This window comes from Glutamicibacter sp., assembly GCF_050701915.1.
In the GTDB taxonomy this organism is placed as follows: Bacteria; Actinomycetota; Actinomycetes; order Actinomycetales; family Micrococcaceae; genus Glutamicibacter.
This window is the reverse complement of the sequence record NZ_JBOGEG010000042.1, coordinates 1-21,086: the sequence shown is the minus strand read 5'-3', so window position 1 is coordinate 21,086 and position 21,086 is coordinate 1. Positions and strand designations below refer to the sequence as shown.

Here is a 21,086-nt window from a genome sequence, read left to right as displayed (position 1 = left end):
TCTCGCCGAGATTCTCTCGATACCACAACCTTACCACCGATTTACCACTAAAATAAGCATGATTTTCCTGCACCAAAGGGGCTAGAACGCAACATGAGCCCGGTGCTGGTGAATTGGCAACCGGCACTCCGACCCTGAAGCTCGCTCCGATAGCCCGCCACCGGCAGCGTCCTCGCCAGCCGGTTCATCCCGGCCGAGCATCCAGAGCGCCTTCCGGGCATGGCTTCGGCAGGCGCCCTGGATTTTTCTTTTCCCTCGAAACGTCCACCAGCCCATCACCGCTCCCCGTCCTCGCGTCAAGCCGCCAGGGTTCGCTGCGGATTTATTTCCAGAGGTTTCCCGCTTAAGAAGCCAACAGTTTACATCGTGAGCTGACACTCATACTATGAGTTCTCATGCCGTGGCTTAAGTCACACCGCTCCCCGATTCCACTAGAACGGATCCCACATGTCCGATATCGCGATTCTGATAAATACCGCGGTGGCCGTGCTTGCCGCCGTTGTGCTCATCGTGAGATTCAAGGTCAACCCGGTCATTGCCTTGGTCATTGGCTCGCTCTACCTGGGCCTCTCCACCGGCTTGGGGGTCACCAAGACCATCGAAACCATCACGCAGGGTTTCGGCGACATCATGGTGGAAGTCGGACTCCTCGTGGCTTTCGGCGTGCTGATGGGTTCCATCCTCAATGAGACCGGCGCCATCCGCCGCCTGGTGGAGCACCTGCTGAACACCTTCGGCCCCAAACGGCTGCCGTACACCATGGCGTTGGCTGTCAGCACCGCGCTGCAGACCATCTTCCTGGATGTGCTGCTGGTCATCGCGGCCCCGTTGGCCCGGCGCATGGCACCGAAAATCGGCAAGCACGGCACCGCGCGCATTGCCACGGCCATGGCCATCGCCGGCGAGGTCGGCATCGTGCTCATGGTCCCTGGCGTAGGCGCCGTCGCCTTGGCCGGCATGCTTGAAGTCCCGCTGGGCAAGATGCTGATCTTCGGCCTGCTGGTCGTAGTGCCGACGGTCTTGATTTCCGTTGCCATCATGTCCTTCTTCTTCGACCGCGGCTTCTGGAAAGCCGCGAGCGATGAGCAGCTGCTCGCGGAAGACGAGCCGACGCCGGGCACCCGCAAGCTGAACAGCGCCGAAGGAACCGGGAAGGATGCAGCCCGCACCGACGGATCCGGAACAGCCGCCGCGGCCACCGCGGTGCAGACCGGACAGCGCCGGGAGGCTCCCCTGTTCCTGCTCTTCCTTCCGCTGCTCGTGTCCTTGCTGCTCATCGCCAGCGGCGCGCTGGCCGAAATCCTCGGCTATGAAGCCAGCTGGATCCAGCTGGTCGGCAATCCGGTAGTTGCCCTGCTCATCGGCCTGGTGGGAACCATTGCGGTGGCACGCTTCACCATTGGCCAGAAGGCGATTGACCGCGGCGTGGCCAGCGGCTTCAAGGAAAGCGGCCAGATCCTGCTGCTGACCGGCGTCGGCGGCTCATTGGCCGCCACGGTTTCCACGGCTGGATTGGGCGACATCATGGGCCAGTTCTTCTCGGCCAGCACCGTTGCACCACTGGTAGTGGTCTGGGGCATCGCGGCCTTGCTGCACATTGCCGTTGGCTCGGTGACCCTTTCCGGAATTACTGCGGCGAGCCTCTTGGCGCCCATCGCCCCGAGCCTGGGCATCGACCCGGTGCTCATCGCGTTGGCGGCAGGTTCCGGGGCGCTGTTCATGGTCCACGTGACCTCGAATACCTTCTGGCTCCTGCAGTCGCTGTTCGGGCAGACCGTGCGCGGCGCCCTCAAGACCGTCAGCGTGGGCGTCTCGGTCGCGTCCATCGTGGCCCTTGGCATGGTCATGATCCTCAACATCTTCATTTAGCGCGAATGCAAAGGAACGGCAGAACATGTCAGAGCAAATCGCCCCATTGAAGGGTGTACGCGTACTTGAATTGGGCAACTACATTGCCGCGCCCACCGCAGGCCGGCTCCTGGCGGACTTCGGCGCCGAGGTCATCAAGGTAGAGCGCCCGGGAACCGGGGACGAGCTGCGCAACTGGCGGCTCAAGAAGGGCAGCGTCTCGATGCTCTACCGGACGATCAACCGCAACAAGAAGTCCATCGTCCTGGACCTGCGCAGCGACGCCGGCCGGGCAGCCGTGCTGGATCTGGTCAAGCACTGCGATGTGCTGCTGGAAAACTTCCGCCCGGGCACCTTGGAAAAGTGGGGCCTGGGTCCCGAAGAACTCAGCGCCGTGAATCCGGACCTGGTGATCACCCGCATCTCGGCCTTCGGCCAGACCGGCCCGCTCTCCGAGCGTCCAGGCTTTGCCGCCGTGGCCGAGGCTTTCAGCGGCTTCCGCAATCTGGTGGGCGATCCGGATCGCGCGCCGGTACGTGTTGGCGTTTCGATCGGCGATTCCATCGCCGGGCTGTATGCCGCGTTCGGTGCGGTGATGGCGCTCTACCAGCGGGAACTAACGCGCGGAGAAACAGCCTCACTCGGGTTGGACCATCGGGTGATCGATGTGGCGCTGCACGAGGCGATGTTCTCCATGATGGAATCGCTGGTCCCGGACCACGGCGCCTACGGCGAAACCCGGACCCGCACCGGCGGACGCATGGAAGGCATTGCGCCCTCCAATGCGTATGTCTGCGCCGATGGGGCCAGCATTGTTGTCGCCGGCAACGGCGACGGGATCTACCGCCGCTACATGGAAGCCATCGGCAGGCCGGAGCTCGGAACCGATCCGCTGCTGCAGACCAATGCCCAGCGCTGGGAGGCCAGGGAGATGCTGGATGCCGCCATTAGCCAGTGGGCCGCAACCCTGGACTCGAGCACGGCCCTGGCAATCCTTGAGGAGGCGGGAGTTCCTGCCGGACCGATCTACACCGCCGAGGACATCGCCAACGAGCCGCAGTACATCTCCCGGAACATGATCCAGCATCTGGATGTCTCCACCGGAGAGGAAACCTTGCAAGGTGTCGGCTTCCCCGGCATTGTCCCGGTCATGGGAGGCACCTCCCTGCCCATCCGGAATCTCGGCCCCGACCTCGGTGAGCATACCGGGCAGGTACTGGGCGGATTGCTGGGAATGACCGATGCGCAAATCGCGCAGGCCTCGGCCGGCGAAAGGAATATCGCGTGAGCTACTCATTCATCCCCGCTGCCGCGTTGCGCGATGTCACGCTGCGTGACGGGCTGCAGCTGACCGGGAAACTATTGAGCACCGAAGAGAAGATCAGGACCGTACGCGAGTTGATCCGGCTCGGAGTCCAGGAAATCGAGCTGGGCTCTATGGCGCGCGCCGACCTGGTGCCGCCAATGGCCGATACCCTCGATGTCGCCCGGGGTTTGCGCCCCGAAGAGCTGGAACGCTGCTGGATCTGGGTGGCGACCCCGGGGCATGTGGCCAAGGCAGCCAAGGCGGGCATCCGGAACTTCCAGTATTGCCTCTCTGTTTCCGATTCGCACAACCAGGCGAATATCGGGCGCAGCACGGATGCGAGCCTCGCCGCCCTGCCGGAAGCCGTGCGCCATGCCCAGGAAGCCGGCGGGCGCATCCAGCTGTGCTTGGCCACCTCATTCACCTGCCCTTTCGAGGGGCAGGTTCCCGCCGAGCGCGTGCTGGAAATCGCCAATGACCCGCGAACCGAGGGCACCTGCGATATCGTCATCTGCGACACCCTGGGCCAAGCAGTTCCGGCGCAGGTCGCCTCGCTCATTTCCAGGGTCCGCGGCGAAACTCCGCAGCGGCGCATAGCGTTCCACGGCCACGATACCTGGGGGCTGGGTGTTGCCAATACGCTGGCCGCCATTTCGGCAGGAGCCGCCCTGGTTGATGGCGCGCTCGGCGGCCTGGGAGGGTGCCCGTTCGCCCCCGGGGCAAGCGGGAATACTTCCAGCGAAGACATCCTGTTTGCCACCCAGCCGCCATGGCTCACGCCGCAGCGCTTTGCCGGGCTCGTCGAGCTTTCCGAATCCTTGCTGCAGGAACTGGGCGAACCGAACCGCTCCAAGTCTGCCCAGGGGGCGCGCTCCAAGGCAGAAGCCTTTGCCTGGGTGATCCCCTCCGATGGCACCCCGGATTGCGCCACCAGCCTCTAGTGCCGCTGTTGCCTGGTAGTGGCGTACGCCTCGGTCCGGGCGTGCAGCCCTAGGCGGAGGGCCGGTGGGTTTCGCCCGGGAATCGTCCGCCGATCAGCCGGGTCATCCGTTCAGCGGTATCCAGCAACGGCTCGATCCAGCTCTGGCAGGTCTCGCGCGGCATGCGCATGGTGGGTCCGCTGATGGTCACCGCCGCCACGAGGCCCGCTGCGGAATCGAAGACCGGTGCGGACAGCCCCGAGGCCCCGCTTTCACGCTCCCCCGTGGTGATCGCGAAGCCATCGGCGCGGGTCTGCTCCACCGCCTTCTTCAGGGCGGCCAGGCCCGTAATCGTGGCATCGGTCAGCGGCGCGAGCTGCGATTCCGGCAAACGCCGCATGAGCTCGGGCTTCCAGGCCAGCAGCACGCGTCCGGCAGATCCGGCATGCAATGGGGCAAGCTCCCCCAAGTGCATTTCCCGGCGCAGCGCGTGGCGCGTTTCGGCAATGCCTACGCAAACGCGGAATTGCTGCTCGGCACGGAAAAGGCAGGCTGTTTCCCCGGTGAAGTCACGCAGTTCGCGCAACGATGGGCTGATGACGTCCAGCACCTCCCGGCCCCGGGTAGCCGGAGCGGCCCAGTAGGCCATCTTCATTCCGATGCGGAAGCCATCATCCTCGCGGTCCAAGAAGCCTTGCCCCACAAGGTTCGCCACAAGCCGCTGCACCGTGGAGGCAGGCAAATCCGTCGCTTCACGGATATCGGCCAAGGACATGACCGGCTGGCGCAGCGAAAAGGAATCGAGGATGGAACTGATTTTTCCCAAGACTAATAGGGGGTTCTGCTTCTTGGCGGGGGTCTCATCCTTTGGCATATTCCAGACGCTAGACTATCGGCATCTGCGAGTCCAGTTGCCTGCCCGGCGCTGCTGTTCGGCGCCACCGCCGGCGCTCACCCGGCTGCGGCTTGCGCCAGCCGCTTGCGCCGCATCACCCATTCAGGCACTATGTATGCCCATATTGGAATCTATTGGACAAAATTGGGGAACTTCAGCACCTGCACCACGCATGATGACGCAACAATTCGTCAGAACTGGGCACTGAAGTATATTGAAACCTGAAGACCGAAGAATTCTGTCGGGCGTTGGCGCCCATCACGCAAAGGACTCTAATGAGCAATACCGAGAAGTTCCGGGCAGCACGCGATCTGCTGCTGGCAGCACGCGATGACTACGACCGGGCTCGGGCAGAGTTCACCTGGCCAAAATTCACCGATTTCAACTTCGCCTATGACTGGTTCGACGAGGTAGCCAAGGACCCGCAGCGGGCAAATGAACCGGCACTGATCCTCACCGAACCGGATGGCAGCTCGGCACGCTACAGCTGGGCGCAGCTTTCGCGCCGCTCCACCCAGGTAGCCCGCTGGCTTTCCGACGAAGGCATGCAGCGCGGCGACACCATCATCGTCATGCTGGGCAACGAGGTGGCCCTCTGGGAAGTGATGCTGGCCGGCATGAAGCTGGGCGCGGTCATCATCCCGTCAACCACCCAGCTGGTCAGCGCCGACCTCGCCGACCGCATCGAGCGCGGCAACGCGAACTGGGTGATCACCAGCCATGACCAGGTCGCCAAATTCGAAGCGGTCCCCGGGGACTACCGCATCGTCCAGGTACGCGGGGAGGCCACCGAAGGTACCTTGCACTACGCCAAGTCCCACGATGCGCCGGCCGAATTCAGCCTGGACTCCCCGACCCTGGCCGATGAGAACATGCTGCTCTACTTCACCTCGGGCACCACCTCCTTGGCGAAGCTGGTCCAGCACACCCATACCTCTTACACCATTGGCCACCTGGCAACCATGTTCTGGATCGGCCTGGAGCCAGGCGACGTCCACTTGAATGTGGCTTCCCCCGGGTGGGGCAAGCACGCCTGGTCGAATTTCTTCGGCCCTTGGATCGCCGAAGCAACGGTATTCGTCTACAACTACGAGCGCTTTGATCCGCTGGCACTGATGAACCAGATGGCAACCGAGAAGGCCACCAGCTTCTGCGCGCCGCCCACCGTCTGGCGCTACCTGATCCAGGCGGACTTGGGCACGCTGAAGACTCCCCCGCGCAAGCTGGTCTCCGCCGGCGAGCCGTTGAACGCCGAGGTCATCGACCAGGTGCGCAACGCGTGGGGCCAGGTGATCCGTGATGGCTACGGGCAGACCGAGACCACGGTGCAGATTGCCAATTCGCCGGGCACCGAGGTAAAGGTCGGCGCGATGGGCCGTCCGATGCCGGGCTACGAGGTGGAGCTGCGCAATCCGACCACCGGACAGCTGGCCGAAATCGGGGAAATCTGCCTGCGCCTGGATCCCCGGCCTGCCGGGTTGATGAAGGGCTATTTCGCCGACCCGGAGAAGACCGCCGAGGCGCTGCGTGGCGGCGTGTACCACACGGGAGATATCGCCGAACGAGATGAAGAAGGCGTCTTGACCTACGTGGGTCGTGCCGATGACATTTTCAAGTCCAGCGACTACAAGCTCAGCCCCTTCGAGCTGGAGTCGGTGGTCCTGGAGCATCCCGCGGTTGCCGAGGTGGCGGTGGTGCCTTCGCCGGATCCGCTGAAGCTCTCGGTGCCCATGGCCTTTGTGGTGCTGGCATCCCAAATCGAGCCATCGGCTGAAATCGCCAAGGACATCCTCGGCTTCTGCCGCGAGCACGTGGCCCCCTACAAGCGGATCCGGCGGCTCGAATTCACCGCGCTGCCCAAGACCATTTCAGGCAAGATCCGCCGCGTGGAGCTGCGCCTGGCCGAGGAAGAGCAGCATGCGGCCGGCACCAGCCCGAGCGGTGAATACCGGGATACCGACTTCCCTGAGCTGAAGGAACGCGGCTAGGAGCAAATAAGCAAAAGACAGCCCGGCGGGAAGCAATTTCGGCTTCCCGCCGGGCTGTCTTTTGGCTGCGGCGATCGCCTAGCCCTTGTTCTCGGCTTTCAGCGCATCAACGATGCCCTTGCCCAGATAGAAGGCACCATCCGCGTACCATGCCAGCATCAGCAGCTGGCGCGCAGGCTTGGGGAACCAAGCGAACTTCTCGTTCTGGGCCAGGACCAGGTGCGCTGCCGCGCCGGATGCCAGTACGGCAGCACCCGAAGCCATCAGCGCTTTCGGATTCCAGCTGTGGCGGTACAGCAGCCGTTCCAGGCCCTTGGCCTCGCGTTCCTGCTCAGCCAGTGCGGACTTCAAGGTCTTGAACGGGCCGCCGGTGGCAATGACCCTCCGGTCTTCGGGCAGCGGACGGCCGGTGAGGTAATCGATGCTGCGCGGGTCGAAGCCGAAGAGCGACACCAGGCGCTTCATGTCCTTCAAATCCCCGCTGCCGCAGAGCAGCTGCTGCGCCTCGGAGCGGTCGGCAGGATCTGAAATCAGCTGCTCGATGATCTGCATTTCTTCTTCGTCCCAGCCAAAGAGCAAGCTGTTGAGCTCGTCGAGGCGAACCGCTGCAGGCGAGCCGGCTTCCGGTTCCAGGATTGCCGCGCGTTCCAGGTCCACCACCATGGACACCGAGGAACCGAACATGTCGCGGCGCGATCCCTTGGCCTCGATGGTTGCCGTAATGACATTGCCGGTACGGTCCAAGGACAGGTACGGGCGGTTTGAACGCGAGATGCTCGGGGCATAGACCGGTTCCTTGGGCATAGCCATCAGGCCGGCGGCATTGTCCCAAACGGTGATCTCGTTATCGGCAAAGCCTGCTGCCAGCACCAGCTCGGAACCCTTGAGCTTGGGTCCGTGCAGCAGCTCGTTGGTGCCGCCGTACTCGCCGAGCTGCTCGTCATCCGGGTTGGGGCCGTCAATCTCATCCCCATCAACCAGCACGTAGCTGGCACCGGTGGAGTTCTTCAGCTCGTGGACCAATTTGGTCACGCGCGAGCCTTCACGCAGCTTGCCCTTGGCATCGATGCGGTAGAGCACCGCATCACGGGCTTCGCTCACCGTGGCCACCTCGGCCGTTACTTCAGTGGAGTTCTCACGCTCAACAGCTCCGCCGATAAAACCGAGCAGGCGGCGGTCGGCCAGCGCGGTGCGTACCAGTTGCGCAGATTCAGGCTTGTCGCCCATGAAAATGAACTCTAGGTTGAGGTAGTTGAACTCGGTTGAATCCACGAAAAGTAACCCCTTCGGTTATTTGGATATGGCGATAAGTCAATCATAGGCGGTAACCCGGGCCCTCCCTGCAGGCAGCGCACTTGAGGTTGCTTTCCGCTAGCCCCGGCGCCGGGCGCGGAACCAGCGCAGCGCGCCGAGGGCGGTATTCCCGGTGGCATCGACATAGCCGAGCACCAGCAACAGCACAATCACCCAGGGCGCTGCCCAAGGCTCCTGCCAATCGGTGGCCGCGAGTACCAGCGAGAACACCAGTGCCTCGATGAGACCCAGAGCCAGCTGCGCCACGGGTTTCCACGACAACGAGTTGTACCATCGCGGCCGGGCACTGGTCTTGCGGGATTCGGCGAACATTGCCCGGCCCACGGCCCTGGCCATTGACACCGGTTCGATCTGCCGCGCGCCTTCGGGAAGAACCGCATCTTCCAGATAGCGGGCCAGCGCCGGTTGATGCCCGAAGGCCTCCAGCACCCGCTGGACCGACTGCAGGCTGCCGGTGCCGACCAGCGCCTGCTTGAGCGACTCGATGTCGTCGGGGCCGACCGATTGTTCAGCCAGCTCATCAAGCTCCTGGTCATCCACGCCGTCCTGGTTGGCTATCAGCCAGTCCAGTTCGCTCCTGGCGGCGCTTGAGGCCGGCGGCCAGAAGGCTGGGCTGGCCGCGACCGGCCAGATGTGCACCCAGGCCGGGTGCCCGCCGAGCTTGGCCGACTGCTTGCGGAACCAGAAGCTTGCGGTGAAGCGCGCGCCGGTGCGGCTGAGCATGATCACCGGATGCTGGCTCGCTGCCAGCACGCCGCCCACCAGGAAGCCCTCGTGCACGGCCACGGCCGCGCCGGCGGATTCCGGCGGCGGCAGGAGCTGCCAGCTGGTTTTGCTCGCAGCGGCCAACAGCCCCATGTCCTGCTCGTTCAGCGCGCCGATGGCCAGGGTCCGCCCCGATGGCATGGCATCCAGCCGCGGGTCGTCGATGGGCTCTTCGGTTTGCACCTCGGCGTCGTCCTGGTCGATGTACAGCGCACCGGTGCCCAGCTTCAACGCCAGCGCGAAGTCCTCGACCTGCTGGCCCAGCCTGATGTCGCCCTCGGCGTTGGCCAGCAGCAGCAGCCCCTCGTGGTTCACCGCAAGGCTGGCCTCGATAATGGCCAGCCCGTTCCAGGGCACCGGCACGGAGACCAGCGAGATGGCCTCGCGTGCGGCCAACAGCGCGCGGACCTTGGCTTCGGCCTGCTGGCCCTGGGGTTCCTCGAAGAAAAGAGTCAGGGCGGCGACCAGCGTGTGCGCCTGGTCGCCGCCCTGCAAGGACTCGTGGCTACTTGTTGCCAAGGTACTTTTCGAAGCCCGCCGGCAGGTTCAGGCTCGAAGGATCGAAGTCCTGGTTGGCGCCCTGCCCGAAGGCGGCGCCGCTCGGTGCGGCGGCCTTCTTGTTCTTGGCCTCCAGCTCGGCCTGCGCGGCCTTGGCCGGGTTGCCGAACTTCTGCTGCTTCTTGCCCTTGCCCTTGGCCTTCGCCTTGCGGGCAGCGCCCTTGCCGGCACCCGGCATGCCCGGGATGCCGCCGCCGGCAGCCATCTTCTTCATCATCTTCTGCGCTTCGGCGAAACGCTCCAGCATCTGGTTCACCTCGGAGACCGAAACGCCCGAACCCTTGGCGATACGCGCGCGGCGCGAGCCGTTGATGATCTTCGGAGCCACGCGCTCGTGCTGGGTCATCGAACGGACGATGGCCTCAACGCGGTCGATCTGGCGTTCGTCGAACTGCTCTAGCTGCTGGCGGGAGATCTGCGCGCCGGGCATCATGCCCAGCAGCTTCTTCATCGAGCCCATCTTCTTGATCTGGGCCATCTGGGCCAGGAAGTCGTCCAGGGTGAAGTCTTCCTGGTCGGCGAATTTCTTCGCCATGCGCTCGGCTTCGCCCTTGTCCCAGTTCTTCTCGGCCTGCTCGATGAGCGTCATCACGTCGCCCATGTCCAGGATGCGCGAAGCCATGCGGTCCGGGTGGAAGATCTCGAAGTCGTCCAGGTTTTCGCCGGTGGAGGCGAACATGACAGGCTTGCCGGTAACCGAGGCGACCGACAGCGCGGCACCGCCGCGGGCGTCGCCATCGAGCTTGGAGAGCACGACACCGGTGAAGTCGACGCCCTCGTGGAAGGCCTGGGCGGTGTTGACCGCGTCCTGGCCGATCATCGCGTCGATGACGAAGAGGACTTCATCCGGGTTGATGGCGGCGCGGATGTTCGCGGCCTGGGCCATCATCTCGGTGTCCACGCCCAAGCGGCCGGCGGTATCGACAATCACGATGTCGTGCAGCTTGGCCTTGGCCTCGGCCACACCGTCGCGGGCTACTGCTACCGGGTCGCCGGTCGCGGTGTCGAATTCCGAAGAGACGCCCGGGTGCGGTGCGTACACCGGCACGCCGGCACGCTCGCCGTTGATCTGCAGCTGCTTGACCGCATTGGGGCGCTGCAGGTCGCAGGCCACCAGCATCGGGGTGTGGCCCTCGGACTTCAGGTGCTTGGCCAGCTTGCCGGCCAGGGTGGTCTTGCCGGCACCCTGCAGGCCGGCGAGCATGATCACCGTTGGAGGGTTCTTGGCCAGGTTCAGGCGACGGGTTTCGCCGCCGAGAATGCCAACGAGTTCCTCGTTGACGATCTTGACAACCTGCTGGCCCGGGTTCAGCGACTCGGAGACCTCGGCACCCAGAGCGCGTTCCTTCACCTGGGCCACGAAGCCGCGGACCACCGGTACGGCAACGTCGGCGTCAAGCAGGGCGCGACGGATCTCGCGTGCGGTACCGTCGATATCCGCTTCAGTCAGGCGGCCCTTGCCGCGCAGGTTCTTGAAGGTTGCTGTCAGGCGATCGGAAAGTGAATTAAACACGTGCCGGGCACTTCTTTCGATAGGTCTTGTGGTGCGCATTGGAAAATCGCACAGGACTCAACTCCCAAGAATATCAATAATCGGGCGCTGGACTAACCAGCTGTGCAGCGTTTCACCCGTTGCATATTCCCCAACGCCAAGCTGCTCCCCTCCAAGCGGACGGGAGCAGCTCCAGGGAACCGGGAAGTCAAGGACTACGGCTTGGCCTCGCTGGCAGGTGGTGCGGCTGCTGCCGGGGCCTGCGGGAGCTTGGCTGGGGCAGCGGCTTCGGCCTGTGCAGGAGCTGTTGCCTTCGGCTTCGGCCTGGCCGGTGCGTGGGCAACTTTCTGCACAGCCGGCGCCGCAATAGCCGGCTTGGGCTTGGGTTTGGGCTTCGGCATGGTGGCTACCGGTGCCTTTGCGACCTGCTTCACGGGCGCTGAGGCCTTGGGCTTGGCCGGGGCTGCAGCCTTGGGCTTCACTGGCGCGGCAACCTTCGGCTTGGCCGGGGCTGCGACCTTGGGCTTAGTCGGGGCTGCAGCCTTGGGCTTCACTGGCGCGGCAACCTTCGGCTTGGCCGGGGCTGCCGCTTTCGGCTGCGCTGGTGCCTTGGCCTGCTTCTTCGCAGTCGGCACTGCAACCTCGACCTTGGGCTTTTCAGCCGGTGGTTCCTTTGCAGTCTGCTTTCTCGGAGCAGTGAACTTGGCCGGCGGCAGGGCCTTGGCCACTGGCGCCTTCTTTTCCGGCTCATTTGCTTGCAAGTCCACGGTCTTCGGCTGGGCTACACCGGTTGTCCGCTCGACGCGGGCCGTAGGGTCCGTGGCATCTTCACTGGCTGGAGAATCGGATCCTCCTGGCTCTTGCTCCTTCTGAGGTTCAACGCCCGAATCCGCACTGGGTTGAGGTGCTTGGGTTGGTTCAGAGGTCGGAGTGGCGTCGGTCGAGCCAGTTTCCTCTTCAGAGCTATCCGGAGCTGGCGGTTTCACGCTGGAAGGTGGTGTCGAAGGCAACGGTGACGTGGTGGGTGCCGTCGACGGGCTAGGCTCACCAACTAGTTCAGTTTCTTGCGTCGGCGCTGCAGTCGGCTCGCTCGGCCGTTCAGCAGGTTCATCGCTCGGCGTCGGCACTGCGCTCGGCGCACTAGGCTCAGCGGAAACGGGTGTCGGTGATGTTGATGGAGACGGTGTGGTCTTCGGGCTTTCGGTATTCAACTTTTGGGGCGGCTTGGGTGTCTTGCTCGGCTCTGGCGCCGGTTGCGCAGGACGCGGAGACGGACCAACCTTGCCATATTCCTTTTTCGGCTGGGTCTTCGGCTTGGCTGCCCCGGTTTCTTTCTTCTTGCTCGCGGCAGGCGGCTGGACCGGATCCGCGTGGTAGCGAGTCGAGGACTTCGGCTGCGTTGGATGCTCCGTTGACGTCGATCCGTGGCGCCTTGCCGTCCCGGCGTACTGTCCACTTGTTCCTGTTGCCGATTGATTGCGCATGGCACTGCCGGCATCCTCTGCGAATTGCGTAGAAGCGAATAATGCCCTTCGCTGCCCGCCGGCTAAAGGCAGGTAGTTGCGCGGATCATGCCATCGTCCATTGATGATGACCTCGAAGTGCACATGGCACCCCGTGGAATTGCCGGTTGTCCCGGCCAAAGCGATCATTTGGCCTTGAACAACATACTCGCCCACGCTGACGAGCAAGAGGGAGTTATGGCTGTACCCGGTCTGCACATTATGCCCGTGGTCGATTGTGACCCGCTGGCCCGAATGCCCGGCCCAGCTCGCGACTACCACCCTGCCCGACTCGCTGGCCTGGACGGGAGAACCGCAGGAAATTGGATAGTCTTGGCCGATATGGATCTGGCGGCCGAACCCAGTCGGGTTGGCCCTCCAGCCGTACGGGCTGGAAATCCGCCGGGTGGCCACTGGATGCTCCAACAGGAGACCAGGGCTCAGCATTGCCGGACGAATGCCCTGGTCGAGAGCTAGTGGTGCGGGCAACGCCGGCGCTTCAGCGCTCGTATTTGCTGTCATCGCTGCTCGATTGGCAGCCACGCTTGCCAGTGGGCCGGGCTCGGACCCGCCGTGCTTTTCGCCCAGCGAACTCAGTCCAAGGACTTGGACAGCGGATGCTCCGGCCTTCTCCGGTACGGTTACAGCATCGCGCCCGAAGTCCAGCGCCGAGGCGGCGGGAAAGGCCAATGTGCTTGATTCGGCTCTGGCTGGCAGTGCACCGGCCGCACCGGGCCAAGCTAATGCACTGCTCAAACCGAATGCCGCTGCAATAGCCAACGCCCCGTATGGCAGCCTCCGACTAGTCCCCAAAACGCCGCGCGGCACAGAGCTGCTTAAACCATGATGTTGTCGTTTCATAACTTGCCAGTCCCCCAAAAACTGCAATTACTCAACAGAACCTCAGAATAGCCCTAGCTCGATGATTAATCCATGGCTAGTTGATGCCTTCTTCAGCTGCGGGAGGATTCCATGCACCACCGTTTTCCCCTTTGCGCCATCCCGGCCACGCCACATGCGTGGACATCCAGCACCCGCTCGATGCCGTTCCGGCGCCCATGCGAGGCCTGCAGCACCCTGGCTTCCGCCCTGGAATCCAACATCAACCGGTTGGCAGGCGTGCGCTAGCTGGATGCAACCTGCAGATCCAGGGACGCGCATTGGCCGCTCGCTGGCGGTGCTCTAGCGTTCGAGGCGTTGGAACAATGCCCCGGGACCAATAAGCACCGCCCGGGCCTACTAGGAAGATCAGTGCCATGCCGCAAACGGGAATCGACCAGAGCACCTTGCATCGCTATCTCAGCCAGCACCTGCTGGGGTCCGAATCCGGGCTGAACCATTTCAAGGCCGCACATGGCACTTGGGCCGGCACGGCCTATGAAGAACGCTTCGAATCGCTGCATCGGCAGGTGGAAGCGGACCAGGATGACCTGAAACGGATCATGAGCCAGCTCGGCTGGAGCCAGCGGCCGGCGGCAAGGCTCCTCGCTCAGGTGGCCAAGCTCGCCGGAACGGTCAACCCGTTCAATCCCTTGCGCATGCGCAAGCTGGCCGCCGCTCAGGTTCAGCTCGATGTGCTCACCGGATTGCTCAATGCCAAGCTGCGCATGTGGCAGACGCTGCTGCTGATGCTCCCGCAGGAACAGCGGCTTGACCGGAGGTTGCTGGAAGATCTTTCGCACCGTGCCGAATCGCAGATCAACCAGCTCAAGGCCCTGAGCGATGAGACCTGGGCTGAGCGATTCGCCCCGCAAGAACACGAGGAAAATGAGGGACTGCGCCAATGAAGGAACGCGCCAATGTCGTCGGGTCGGGCCCCAATGGGCTGGTCGCCGCTGCGGTGCTTGCCGAGCACGGATACCAGGTCGAGGTCTTCGAGCGCAATGCCCATCCTGGAGGGGCGGCCGCCTCCGACCGCACCCTGGGCGAGAATGCGATAGTGGACCTGGGAGCCGCTGCCCATCCCTTCGCCTACGGAAGCAAGGCGTTCAGGCATTTTGATCTCGCAGCGCATGGATTGGAATGGGAATTCCATGACTACCCGCTGGCCCACCCCCTGGATAATGCGGACTCGGTGCTCTTGCACCAGGACATTCAAAGCACCATCGTCCAGTTCCCCAAGGACGCGCGCATGTGGAAACTGCTGCATCAGCCGCTGGTCCGCCGGCCGCAGCGGCTGCTGGACAACGCCACCAGCCCGCTGCTGGGCATCCCGCCGCATCCATTGCTGATGGCCCGCTTCGGGTTGCGCTCCTTGCCGCCGGCCAAGCTGCTGGCCTCCGCATTTCGCACCAGAGAAGCATCCGCGCTATTTGCCGGGTCCAGCGCGCATTCGATGCTCCCCTTGGCGCATCCTTTCACCTCGGGGTTCGGAGTGCTCTTCGGTGCACTGGGCCAGTCCTGGGGCTGGCCGGTGGCCCGATCAGGCACCGGCAGCATCGTTGCCGCACTCGTGCGGGTGCTGGAGAACCTGGGGGTGAAGATCCACACCGGAACCGCAATCACCAGCTTGCGCCAGCTGCCCGATGCCGAGTTGAACTTCCTGGATCTGACCGCCCGGCAGGTGGCGGTCCTCGCCGGGCAGCAGCTTGGCTCCTCGCTGCGGAAGCGCCTGGAGACCTGGCGCTATGGGCCGGCGGCCTACAAGGTCGACTACTTGCTCGATGGCCCCATCCCCTGGACCGATTCGCGCACCGCCAAGGCCGGGACTGTCCATGTGGCGGGAGACGCATCGGAGCTGGTACAGGCAGAGCGAGAAGTTGCCGCCGGGCGCATGCCCCAGCGCCCGTTTGTGATGGTGGTCCAGCCGTCCTCGGCCGATCCGACCCGGGCACCGTCTGGCCAGCATGTGGTCTGGTCCTACGCCCATGTGCCCCTGGGCTACGCCGGGAATGCTTCAGCACTCATTGATGCGCAGATCCAGCGTTTCGCTCCAGGGTTCACTGATCGGATCCTGCAGCGGGTTGTGAGCAGCCCGCGAGTCTGCAGGCCCGGAATCCGAATCTCATCGGCGGGGATATCGGCGGCGGTTCGCTCAGCGGCACCCAGCAGTTCTTCCGCCCCGCCGCCACGCTGAATCCTTATTCGCTCGGGGTCCCGGGGCTGTACATTTGCTCCTCATCCACTCCTCCGGGTGGCGGGGTGCACGGGATGGCTGGCTGGCATGCAGCCCATCAGGCGCTGAAGGATGCGCGCGGCAGATGACCGGCTCGACGTGCTGCCGCGTGGCCCGGACAGCAATACATCGTCGATCCTGCGGGGTCCGGAACAATGTTTGCCCTTCAAGCAAGAATTGAACCTGAAAAAATCCTGATGATCCACAACCCGTTCTGAAAACTTGGTGCGCAAATGATAATTTCTACGGCAAGTTACCTTATGCCCCGGGCCCGGTACTGCGGTGCCCGCGACGTGGTGCCTACAGCACGCCGATGGGGTAACGAACGTTGAAGTGAGAAGTATCGTCTAGAAGTGGAGGGTAGTTCACATGCCAGGAAGGCTTGTCAGGTCCCAGACAGCGCAACGCGTTGCCGAGCTGCTGGGATCACGCGAAGGTAGAAAGTATTTAGCCTCCTACGGATGGTCATCGGGCATGCCGGTCATCATGACTCAACCGTCGGAAGCACTTGATGACGTGATGGGCCTGGTTTCAGTCCATAAGGGACCGGTTCTCGTGGCCATGATGGAAAAAGCAACCGGGGAACTGAAGTTCCTGCATGTTTCAGAACCTTCTCCCGTATTGGAAGTAGTCCCGGCCAGCGCCCCTCGTTGCAAGATCAACGGACTGTTCAGCCACGCAGAACGAACAGGAATGGCCACTTTCCGGGTGAAGTACTGGAAGTACAGCGCAGTCGCCCATGCAATTCCGGTCTTCGAATCCGGTTCCTCTTCACACTGTCCCAGCTCAGCGGCAATAGGCGCCGGGAGCAACTAGCCGCTCAAACAGCGTTATGTTCCAGCCCCCTTGGATGAAACCGCACCACCGGCGTTTGATTCCAAGGGGGCTGCTTCATGCCTACCGGCAGACAGCAGCCGATAGCGCCGGTAGCCCTGCGGATCCAGTGCAGCGCAGCCGCTGAAGGTGGGATTCTGCGCCGCCTGGGTAATCAGGCGTCCCCTCGGCGGCAGATGCTCTCCACCTGCTATTTCCATCTGGCTTCCGGGAGGCCCACCACGCCTTGAGTCGAATTTCCGCTCGGACTCATACGCTGTGCCATGCAATCGCTCAGCAATCATTCAGCCAAAATAAGCCGAAGTGCGATCTGTTCTAGAGTTCAATTTGTCAGTACCAGATCAACACAGGAGGTAAGAATCATGGGTATTGGAGACAAGATCCAGAACAAGGCCCAGGAAGCATCTGGCAAGGCCAAGGAAGCCTTCGGTGATGCCACCGATAACGAGCGCCTGCAGGCCGAAGGAGTCAAGGACCAGGCTGCAGCCAAGGCGAAACAGGCTGGAGAGCATGTCAAGGATGCTGCCAAGGACGTCAAGGACGACCTGGGCAAGTAGCGCAAACCGGCTGCGCCCCGTGGATTACCCCATCCTCGGGGCGCAGTGCCGTGCCCGCTGGAAATCGGCCAGCCGCCAGCTGCTCAAACCTGGGCCGTGCCCTGCCATGGATCGCTGGCTTCCCGGGTCCAAGACCACTGCTCGGCAAGATGGCGGCGCGCCAGATCGCCGGTGCCCCGCACCTGGCGTGCCGCCCCGTCTCCGTTTGAGGCTCTGGCCTACTCGGCTACCGGGAACCGTTCCCAAGCGCGGTGCGTGGACAGCAGCTGCACGGCATTGCTGGCTACCGCGTCCACGGCAACGGAGGCTGTGCCCGGTGCGTCGTCCACCAGCCCGATCGCTTGGAGCAGGCCGTCGGATTGGCCCGCAAGGCAGATAATTGCATTGTTGTGCCGGTAGGCCTCGGTGACCAGCAATGCCACCCGCGGGTCGATGGGAACCCCGCCGGCCCCCGGAGCTCCGGCCTTGGCATCCAGTGCAACTGCGGCGTCAGGGGCCGGCGGAAGCGGGCCGATGAGCACCAGCGCATCGAATTCGATGGATCGTGCCGTCAGATAGGTGCGGTCAATCGGCAGCCCTTGGGCCACCTGTCCGCCCGAAGCCGAAACCAGCAACGGGGACAATCCCCGCTCGGCCAGGGCCTTGCTGATTTCGGGCACGTGCCGGTGGTTCCCGGTATTGAATACCACCCCGACCTTGCGGCCATCTACCGGCCAGGCCTTGCCGATCTGCGACAGTGCCGCACTGGCCACCGGTGCGCCCAGCTCCTGGGCTGCCGGGGCTGGCAGGCCCAGGGATTGGGCGACACCGGCCGCCAGCTGGGTGTCGATTTTGGCAAGGCACTCCACCTGCCGCTGGCGCACCGCCGTATCGGTGCACTTGCCCAGCTCGAAGGAGTAGGCCTGCTGCACGTGGGCGCGCTCAATGCCCGTAAGGCTGATGTAGAACAGGCGCGCCTGGCTGTAGTGGTCGGAGAAGCTGGCCGGTTCGGAGCGCACCTTCTTCCCGGCCTTGAGCGGCTGCGGGAATTCCAGCGGTGGTTGCTGCCCGGAAGCCACCTGCGCCATATACGGGCAGCCTCCATCCAGCGAGTTGGGCTGGTACGGTGCGATGCCCTTGGGCACCCGGTGCTGCTGGTAGCCATCCCGGAACATGTCGTTGACCGGCGAAACCGGCGAGTTGATCGGGATCTGCGCGAAGTTCGGCCCGCCCAGGCGGGTCAGCTGGGTATCCAGATAGGAGAAGAGCCGCGCCTGCAGCAGCGGGTCGTCGCTGATATCGATGCCGGGAACCAGGTGCCCGGGGTGGAAGGCGACCTGCTCGGTCTGCGCGAAGTAGTTTTCCGGATTCCTGTCCAGCACCATCTTTCCCAGCGGCTGGACCGGAGCCAGTTCTTCGGGGACGAATTTGGTCGGGTCCAGCAGATCGATTCCCTCGAAGGTCCCCGAGCGGTCGTCCTCGAAGATCTGCACGCCCAGTTCCCATTCGGGGTAGGCACCGGCATCGATGGCCTCGGCAAGGTCGCGGCGGTGGAAGTCCGGATCCGCACCGGCAGCCAGCTGGGACTCCTCCCACACCAGCGAGTGGACGCCGAGTTTCGGCTTCCAATGGAACTTCACCAGCGAAGATTTGCCCTGCTCGTTGATCATGCGGAAGGTGTGGACCCCGAAGCCTTCCATCATGCGCAGGGAGCGGGGAATCGCGCGGTCGCTCATCTGCCACATCACATGGGCTTGGGCCGCGGTGTGCAGGGAAACGAAATCCCAGAAGGTGTCGTGGGCGGATTGCGCCTGCGGGATCTCCGTATCGGGCTGCGGCTTGGCGGCATGCACGAGGTCCGGGAATTTGATGCCGTCCTGGATGAAGAACACCGGCATGTTGTTGCCAACCAGGTCGAAGATGCCTTCTTCGGTGTAGAACTTCGTGGCAAAGCCGCGGGTATCGCGGGCGGTGTCCATGGAACCCCGGGACCCGACCACGGTGGAGAAGCGGACAAAGACCCGGCTCTGGCGTCCCGGCTTAAGGAAATCAGCCCGGCACAGCTCGCCGGCATTGCCGTAGCTGATGAATGAGCCGTGGGCGCCGGCGCCGCGGGCATGGACCACGCGCTCCGGAATCCGCTCGTGGTCGAAATGCATGATCTTCTCGCGCAGGTGGTGATCCTGCAGCAAGGTGGGCCCGCGTTCCCCGGCTTTCAGCGAGTGGTCGGTATCGCTGACCGGAGCTCCCTGGGAGGTGGTCAAGAATTCGCTGTCCTGGCCGGGCCCGGATAATACCGGTTCCCTGCCCTGCTTCGATGGCTGATTCGGTTCGCTGTCCAAGGCACTCTCCTAGCTTCTGGGAAATGATCAGCTGATGGGTGCCACGCTAGGGGCCTTCGCTGCCTCGATGCCAGCGCCCAAACTGATTCCCATGCTTTACACATGTGCCCGCTAGCGCCCCGGAGCATGCCAAGACCGCCGGTGGCTGCATGGCCCACCGGCGGTCTTTCGCGGACGTTTCAGAAACGTCCTGCCCCTTGTGCATGTACTGCGTTTTTGACCAGATTCCGCTCCTTACTTGGAAACCAGCTGGTATCCATTTTCGTTGTGTTCGGCCTCGTCGATACCGGCAATTTCGATATCTGCCGCGACGCGCCATGGGCTGAACTTTCCAATGACCGTGGCGATGACCCAGGTCATCACCGCGGAGAAGACCATGACCACAATCAGGGTGGCTGCCTGGGCGATCAGCTGGGCGACGCCGCCGCCGTAGAACAGTCCGCCGGCGCTTTCCTCGGTTGGCAGGGCGAAGAATCCGAGGAACAGGGTTCCGATCAAGCCAGCGACCAGGTGCACGCCGACAACGTCCAGCGAGTCGTCGTATCCGAGCTTCCATTTCAGGTTCACTGCCCAGGCTGCACCGGCGCCAGCCAGTACGCCCAGCAGCATGGCGGCCCATGGGGCCACGTCTGCGCAAGATGGGGTGATGGCTACCAGACCGGCCACCAGGCCGGAGGCGACACCCAGCGAGCTGGGGCGGGAACCGCGCAGCTTCTCAACCAGGATCCAGCCAAGGACGGCCGCGCCCGGAGCTGCCAAGGTGTTGACCCAGATGAGTCCGGCCTGCTCGACGGTGGTAGCCGCACCTGCATTGAAACCGAACCAGCCGAACCACAGCAGGCCAGCACCGAGCATGACCAGCGGGGTGTTGTGCGGCTGCGGGCGGTCATGGAAGTTGTGGCGCTGGCCCAGCTTCAGGGCCAGGACAAGGGCTGCGATACCTGCGTTGGTGTGGACCACTGCGCCGCCGGCGAAGTCAATGGCTTCGCCGAAGATGCTGCCCAGGAATCCGTCTGCGGAGAGCAAGCCTCCACCCCAGACCCAGAAGGCCACCGGTGCGTACACCAGGGTGACCCACAGCGGGACGAAGAACAGCCATGGCGCAAAGCGGGCACGGTCCGCGATGGCTCCGGAGATGATGGCTACCGAGATCATGGCGAAGGTTCCGGCGAATCCGGCTGCGAGCAGTTCGGACTGCTCGGTGTTGTGCATGGCGAATTCGCTGATTGGATTGCCGACAATCCCGGCGATGGCCGGTTCCCCGGCGGAGAACGAATAGCCCCAGAGAACCCAGACGACGGCGGTGATCGCTGCGGCGGAGAAACTCATCAGCATCATGTTCACCACGCCGGTGGCGCGAGTCATGCCGCCGTAGAAAAGTCCCAGTGCCGGTGTCATCAGCAGCACGAGTGCGGCAGCTATCAGGATCCATAAGCTGGCAACATCCAACTCCATCTGGATCACGTCCCCTCAAGGTTTTCGGTGTATCGGTGGTGTTATGACTATCTAACGTCCCAGATGTTTCCGAACACTCGCTGCTTCGTTTCCACTGTGTATCAAGTTCTCGCCGGGGGTAACGTTTGCTTCTCGGTAATGTTTCGCCGCCGTTTCGAACAGTTCACGGTGCTAGTGGCCGACGGTGAAAAAGAGCAGCCCGGCATCGGCAGAAAG

The 21,086-nt window shown here is 63.5% G+C and carries 15 protein-coding genes; 8 read left to right on the top strand and 7 right to left on the bottom strand.

Annotated features, from left to right (window positions below):
* Positions 1-447 precede the first annotated feature (447 nt).
* From ACRDT3_RS17000 to ACRDT3_RS16990, 3 genes are read left to right on the top strand one after another with little or no spacing between them, the layout of a single operon-like run.
* Positions 448-1,869 carry a GntP family permease gene (locus ACRDT3_RS17000; RefSeq protein WP_431494115.1) on the top strand — a complete coding sequence of 474 codons (1,422 nt, stop codon included), beginning with the start codon at positions 448-450 and terminating at the stop codon, positions 1,867-1,869.
* Between the two features lie 25 nt (positions 1,870-1,894).
* Entirely contained in the window at positions 1,895-3,136 is a 1,242-nt protein-coding gene (locus ACRDT3_RS16995; RefSeq protein ID WP_431494114.1) for a CaiB/BaiF CoA transferase family protein, read from the top strand.
* Positions 3,133-4,095: a hydroxymethylglutaryl-CoA lyase gene (locus tag ACRDT3_RS16990; protein WP_431494113.1), complete on the top strand. Its 963-nt coding sequence runs from the start codon at positions 3,133-3,135 to the stop codon at positions 4,093-4,095. The genes ACRDT3_RS16995 and ACRDT3_RS16990 overlap by 4 nt, the downstream gene beginning before the upstream one ends.
* A 49-nt stretch (positions 4,096-4,144) precedes the next feature.
* On the opposite strand, the gene ACRDT3_RS16985 is transcribed toward ACRDT3_RS16990, so the two are convergent.
* Positions 4,145-4,948 (bottom strand): IclR family transcriptional regulator, encoded by an 804-nt coding sequence (locus ACRDT3_RS16985; protein WP_431494112.1) that lies wholly within the window; start codon positions 4,946-4,948, stop codon positions 4,145-4,147.
* Positions 4,949-5,244: 296 nt separating this feature from the next.
* Here ACRDT3_RS16985 and ACRDT3_RS16980 point away from each other — a divergent pair, with 296 nt between their 5' ends.
* The gene (locus ACRDT3_RS16980; protein ID WP_431494111.1) at positions 5,245-6,957 is read left to right on the top strand and encodes an AMP-binding protein; all 1,713 of its coding nucleotides are present in this window, start codon (positions 5,245-5,247) and stop codon (positions 6,955-6,957) included.
* A gap of 78 nt (positions 6,958-7,035) precedes the next feature.
* Here ACRDT3_RS16980 and ACRDT3_RS16975 read toward each other — a convergent pair whose 3' ends face one another.
* The 4 genes from ACRDT3_RS16975 to ACRDT3_RS16960 form a co-directional block, all read right to left on the bottom strand.
* On the bottom strand, positions 7,036-8,229 hold the full coding sequence (locus tag ACRDT3_RS16975) for a hypothetical protein (RefSeq protein ID WP_431494110.1): 1,194 nt from the start codon (positions 8,227-8,229) through the stop codon (positions 7,036-7,038).
* A gap of 99 nt (positions 8,230-8,328) precedes the next feature.
* Positions 8,329-9,555 (bottom strand): hypothetical protein, encoded by a 1,227-nt coding sequence (locus ACRDT3_RS16970; protein ID WP_431494109.1) that lies wholly within the window; start codon positions 9,553-9,555, stop codon positions 8,329-8,331.
* Positions 9,542-11,107 (bottom strand): signal recognition particle protein, encoded by a 1,566-nt coding sequence (gene ffh, locus ACRDT3_RS16965; protein WP_431494108.1) that lies wholly within the window; start codon positions 11,105-11,107, stop codon positions 9,542-9,544. The genes ACRDT3_RS16970 and ffh overlap by 14 nt, the downstream gene beginning before the upstream one ends.
* Before the next feature lie 194 nt (positions 11,108-11,301).
* On the bottom strand, positions 11,302-13,344 hold the full coding sequence (locus ACRDT3_RS16960; protein ID WP_431494107.1) for a peptidoglycan DD-metalloendopeptidase family protein: 2,043 nt from the start codon (positions 13,342-13,344) through the stop codon (positions 11,302-11,304).
* Positions 13,345-13,844: 500 nt separating this feature from the next.
* Here ACRDT3_RS16960 and ACRDT3_RS16955 point away from each other — a divergent pair, with 500 nt between their 5' ends.
* From ACRDT3_RS16955 to ACRDT3_RS16940, 4 genes are all read left to right on the top strand, one after another.
* The gene (locus ACRDT3_RS16955) at positions 13,845-14,375 is read left to right on the top strand and encodes a hypothetical protein (RefSeq protein ID WP_431494106.1); all 531 of its coding nucleotides are present in this window, start codon (positions 13,845-13,847) and stop codon (positions 14,373-14,375) included.
* Positions 14,372-15,664: a phytoene desaturase family protein gene (locus tag ACRDT3_RS16950; protein ID WP_431494105.1), complete on the top strand. Its 1,293-nt coding sequence runs from the start codon at positions 14,372-14,374 to the stop codon at positions 15,662-15,664. The genes ACRDT3_RS16955 and ACRDT3_RS16950 overlap by 4 nt, the downstream gene beginning before the upstream one ends.
* 525 nt (positions 15,665-16,189) lie before the next feature.
* Positions 16,190-16,519: a hypothetical protein gene (locus ACRDT3_RS16945; protein ID WP_431494104.1), complete on the top strand. Its 330-nt coding sequence runs from the start codon at positions 16,190-16,192 to the stop codon at positions 16,517-16,519.
* A gap of 380 nt (positions 16,520-16,899) precedes the next feature.
* Positions 16,900-17,094, top strand: coding sequence for a CsbD family protein (locus ACRDT3_RS16940; RefSeq protein ID WP_431494103.1), 195 nt, complete (start codon positions 16,900-16,902; stop codon positions 17,092-17,094).
* 218 nt (positions 17,095-17,312) lie between these two features.
* Here the strand turns inward: ACRDT3_RS16940 and ACRDT3_RS16935 are convergent, their stop codons facing one another.
* Positions 17,313-19,415, bottom strand: a complete 2,103-nt coding sequence (locus ACRDT3_RS16935) for a catalase (protein WP_431494102.1) — start codon at positions 19,413-19,415, stop codon at positions 17,313-17,315.
* Between the two features lie 234 nt (positions 19,416-19,649).
* Positions 19,650-20,870 carry an ammonium transporter gene (locus tag ACRDT3_RS16930; protein WP_431494125.1) on the bottom strand — a complete coding sequence of 407 codons (1,221 nt, stop codon included), beginning with the start codon at positions 20,868-20,870 and terminating at the stop codon, positions 19,650-19,652.
* Between the last annotated feature and the right edge of the window lie 216 nt (positions 20,871-21,086).

What these genes read in the sequence shown, in the direction of transcription:
- ACRDT3_RS17000 (WP_431494115.1), top strand. Translation starts at nt 448, where the DNA reads ATGTCCGATATCGCGATTCTGATAAATACCGCGGTGGCCGTGCTTGCC.
- ACRDT3_RS16995 (WP_431494114.1), top strand. Translation starts at nt 1,895, where the DNA reads ATGTCAGAGCAAATCGCCCCATTGAAGGGTGTACGCGTACTTGAATTG.
- ACRDT3_RS16985 (WP_431494112.1), bottom strand. Translation starts at nt 4,948, where the DNA reads ATGCCAAAGGATGAGACCCCCGCCAAGAAGCAGAACCCCCTATTAGTC.
- ACRDT3_RS16980 (WP_431494111.1), top strand. Translation starts at nt 5,245, where the DNA reads ATGAGCAATACCGAGAAGTTCCGGGCAGCACGCGATCTGCTGCTGGCA.
- ACRDT3_RS16955 (WP_431494106.1), top strand. Translation starts at nt 13,845, where the DNA reads ATGCCGCAAACGGGAATCGACCAGAGCACCTTGCATCGCTATCTCAGC.
- ACRDT3_RS16950 (WP_431494105.1), top strand. Translation starts at nt 14,372, where the DNA reads ATGAAGGAACGCGCCAATGTCGTCGGGTCGGGCCCCAATGGGCTGGTC.
- ACRDT3_RS16945 (WP_431494104.1), top strand. Translation starts at nt 16,190, where the DNA reads ATGACTCAACCGTCGGAAGCACTTGATGACGTGATGGGCCTGGTTTCA.
- ACRDT3_RS16940 (WP_431494103.1), top strand. Translation starts at nt 16,900, where the DNA reads ATGGGTATTGGAGACAAGATCCAGAACAAGGCCCAGGAAGCATCTGGC.
- ACRDT3_RS16930 (WP_431494125.1), bottom strand. Translation starts at nt 20,870, where the DNA reads ATGGAGTTGGATGTTGCCAGCTTATGGATCCTGATAGCTGCCGCACTC.